The organism is Mycobacterium scrofulaceum, assembly GCF_002086735.1.
Classification (GTDB): Bacteria; Actinomycetota; Actinomycetes; order Mycobacteriales; family Mycobacteriaceae; genus Mycobacterium; species Mycobacterium scrofulaceum.
This window is the reverse complement of record NZ_MVIJ01000115.1, coordinates 1-3,603: the sequence shown is the minus strand read 5'-3', so window position 1 is coordinate 3,603 and position 3,603 is coordinate 1. Positions and strand designations below refer to the sequence as shown.

General features: G+C 63.5%; 1 protein-coding gene and 3 pseudogenes. 2 read left to right on the top strand and 2 right to left on the bottom strand.

Going from position 1 to position 3,603, the window contains the following annotated elements; translation table 11 throughout:
• Window positions 1-78: 78 nt before the first annotated feature.
• Window positions 79-414, bottom strand: a pseudogene (locus BST44_RS28865) (IS5 family transposase); the annotation flags it as partial.
• Window positions 413-1,701 (bottom strand): annotated as a pseudogene (locus tag BST44_RS28860) (IS1380 family transposase); the annotation flags it as partial. The pseudogenes BST44_RS28860 and BST44_RS28865, both read right to left, overlap by 2 nt.
• 277 nt (window positions 1,702-1,978) lie before the next feature.
• On the opposite strand from BST44_RS28860, the gene BST44_RS28855 reads away from it, so the two are divergent.
• Window positions 1,979-2,989: an alpha/beta hydrolase gene (locus BST44_RS28855; protein ID WP_033721600.1), complete on the top strand. Its 1,011-nt coding sequence runs from the start codon at window positions 1,979-1,981 to the stop codon at window positions 2,987-2,989.
• A gap of 82 nt (window positions 2,990-3,071) precedes the next feature.
• A pseudogene (locus BST44_RS31260) lies at window positions 3,072-3,378 on the top strand (TetR/AcrR family transcriptional regulator); the annotation flags it as partial.
• Between the last annotated feature and the right edge of the window lie 225 nt (window positions 3,379-3,603).

Here is a 3,603-nt window from a genome sequence, read left to right as displayed (position 1 = left end):
CCACTACCGTTGGCGCTCACTACTACACAGCGGAGCACTCCACCAACTTGTCAATGCACTCTGAATTACGAAGAGCCGTTGATGGGCACGCACGTTGGTCGAATCGACTGATAACAGCTTTTCGATGTCGGCGTGCACGTCGGCGTCGAACCCGAACGAGGCCGCGACCCGGGCGAACATCTCGTCGTACGTGCCGTCCAGCGACCACCGGTGATGGCGTTTCCACACTGTTTGCCACGGCCCGAATTCGGCGGGCAGGTCCCGCCACGGGCATCCTGTGCGAAAATGCCAGGCGATCGCTTCCAGGATCAGCCGGTGATCACGAAACCTGTTGCCTCGCTTACCGTCATGCGACGGCATCAACGGCTCGACCACCGCCCAAAACTCATCACAAATCACACCCGTCCGTGTCACGAGATCGATCTTGGCTGCGGGCGGGTTGATGACGCTCGAAGGCCAGGGTTTGAGTCCAGGCGATCAGGTCGCCAGCCAGGGCGACGACTTCGAGCCAGATCCGGTTGGCCCGGTAGCTGTGGAAAGGCAGGTTACGCAGGCCGGTGTCCTTCAGACAGCGGATACGGTCTTCGGCGCGGGCGCGTTGGCGGTGACGCACTTCCAGGGTCGGCAGCGTCCAGCCGGTTCCGCGAGTGTTGGTCGCAAAGCAGGTGATTCGCCAGCCGTTATGGTCGGTCAGCCGTAGCTGGGCACCGGGGTGAGGACGTTCACGGCGGGCGATGACTCGCATCCCGCGTGGCCATTCCTGGGGGCCGTACTTGGCCGGCGAACGGGTGGGTTTGACCGGGGTCGGCATCCAGTTGGTGAGCTCGGCGACCTGCGCACCCTCACGAGGTGCGCCGTCACTGTCGAGCGCAGCCACCCAAGCCTGCTCGGGAATCGTCTCGATCGCGGCCTGGACAGGGCCGTGAGCGGGAAACCCGATGGAATAGTGCAATCCGGCGTCGGTGAGGTGATGCAGGAATGCTTTAGACGCCCCGCCGGCATCGGCGCGCACCAGCACCTGGCCCCGCTCGGCGGCGGGCAGTTGTTCCAGCGCGGCGCCCAGCACTGTGATGTGATCAGAACTATTGAACGGCGAGGCCTTTCCGGGCGTAGGTCCAGCGCCAGAGTTTCTCCGGTGCCGTGCTCGCCATGGTCGACAAAAGCGCACATCGGGGCGAACCCATAAGACATCTTGTGGGTCGCCTCAGCGCCCTCCTTATCCGAATGCGCCGCCACCAGGGTGGCATCGATATCGACGATGACCTGCCCACCCTCTCGTGTTCCCGGTGTTCCCGCCAGCGGCCGACGCCGTGACCAGACCCGGTCACGGGCTGCAGCGTGTGCCGAGCGCAGCGCCATGACCGCAGCATCGGTGGTGGCGTCATCGACGGCCAACGCCGCAAACAACCGAGACACAGTCGGGTCGGAGGCCACGACTCCGAACAAGTCGCGCTGCGCACGGACTGCGGCCACATCGGCCAAACAGTCACCACCGAGCGCGACCGCGATCGCCACGTCAAGCAGCACCTTGCCCGGATCATGGCGGGCCCGCGCCAGCCGCCACGGCCCCAGCGCCCTCGATAGGACAAGCCCCAGGCCCGCAACCCGGATCGTCTCGTTCATCATCGCCGCGCCCGATGACGTCACCAACGACTCGCGGACATCATCGACGACCAGCCCACCAACTGCGTTACGCTTCACCTACGGAGTTGCCTTCCTGCTTGAGGATCTTGAGACTTCAGCAATCCCAAGAATTCCCTGCAGGACAGGCGCTTCCGTGCATTACACGCCGTCACAACCCCCAACGACATGAAACCTCGAGGCTAGCATTGTGAAGTCGGCGATCTGGGCCCCTCCCGTCCGATCGCGAGGGGTCTGTCGAACGTGCAGACCGCTACCGTCCTCACTCCTTCGCGCGTTACAGCGGACCCCATACAGATAGTATCTAATACATGCGGTACCTGATACCGTTGGCTCTGTGAATTCGTCTGATTGGCGGGATCGGCCCGCGAGCGCCCACTTCGGCTCCATCTGCTGGCAGTCGCGCCTGCTGGCGTTATTGACGGCTATCTTCGCGCGCCCAGTGCTCGCTACCTTGACCGTCATCGGCATAGTCATCAACCGTTTCAGTCCTCACCTGTTGCAGCGTGCACGCCTTGACGTCATCGACAAACCGCTGCGCGTGGTGCCGCCACCGGCGGGAACTCAAGTGACCCCCGTCGCATTGCCACAGTGTCCGGCCGAGTGGGTGGTATTCCCGACGGCCCGCCAGTCCGACCGGGTTATCGTCTACTTCCACGGCTCGGCGCTGGTGACTTTGGGTCTCAATTCGCATCGGCGGTTTGTCGGTAAGCTCTCCCAAGAGACCGGCGCGCGGGTATTCAATGTCGGTTACCGGCTGGCCCCGCAGGCCCGCCTTGAGGATGCCGTGTCCGACGGGCTCGACGCCTACCGCTACGTTATGTCGCTCGGCTTTTCAGCGGATCGCATTGTGCTAGCAGGAGATTCGGCCGGTGGCATGGTGGCTGCCGGTACCGCACTGGCCGCCCGCGACAGCGGGCTGCCGGTGCCTGCGGGTCAGGCGCTGATGTCACCGCTGACGTCGTCGGATATGGGGCTGAAGTACCGGGCCCTCAAAGACCATCGCGACGTGATGTTTCCGTTCATGACGGTGAAGTTCCTCTATGACGTCTTCGGTACTGTCAACGGCACCCGGGCGGCGCCAGTGATGCCGTCGGAGGCCGATCTGCATGGCCTTGGCCCATTTTTGCTCCAGGTTGGCACCCACGAGATGCTGCTCAATGACACCCTCACGCTGGCCGACCGGCTGCGGGCTCACGGCGTACCAGTGTGGGTGCAGCAGTGGCACAAGGCGATGCACATGTTCCAGCTCGGTTTCGACGTCAACCCAGATGCGCTTCGCGCGGTTGAGGAGGTGGCGATGTTTATCCGTCATCTCACCACCGCGCCGGAAAAGAACAGCGCATAATCCGCCCATCGCGCAGGTCGTGGAACATAGAGCAGCCAGTAGCGCAGGGCTTCAAGTGCGGCGCGGACCAAGACGCCGGTCGCAGCACGAGGTGGACGACGAACGGGTTGTCGAGGTCAAGCGGATCAGGACCGCCGCGACGCTATCCCCGCCGACGCAATTGAGAGCTCGTTGCCTGCGCTCGGCCGTTCGGGATCACTGGATATGCTGTTGGCCGCCTACTCGCTGGTGGCCACCCTCTGGCAGACGCCAACCCGCCAGAGCGGCTCACCGATGTCTACGCAAAGGGCGCGCAAGTCGTTCCGCCCGAGTGGAATCTGGGCTTCGCGTCCGCCTTGACCCGCCTGCTGACCGCCAGGTGCATCGGCCTCATCTCTGAAACCTCATGAACAGAAAAGGAGACCAGGACGCAGTGGCTTGGCGAACTGCAACCGGTGAAAACGATGCCAACCTTGTCGATGGCCGGGAACCAGGCGAGACCGCGCAGCCTTCCGCCGGCAATGGCTTTGCGCCAAACGCTAAGTTGCGATCGATCCAGTCGAATGGGCGGTGGGGCGCCCAACTAGCGGGAGATGGTTGGCTGGGGAGGATTCACGTTGGCGCTGCGATGAAGA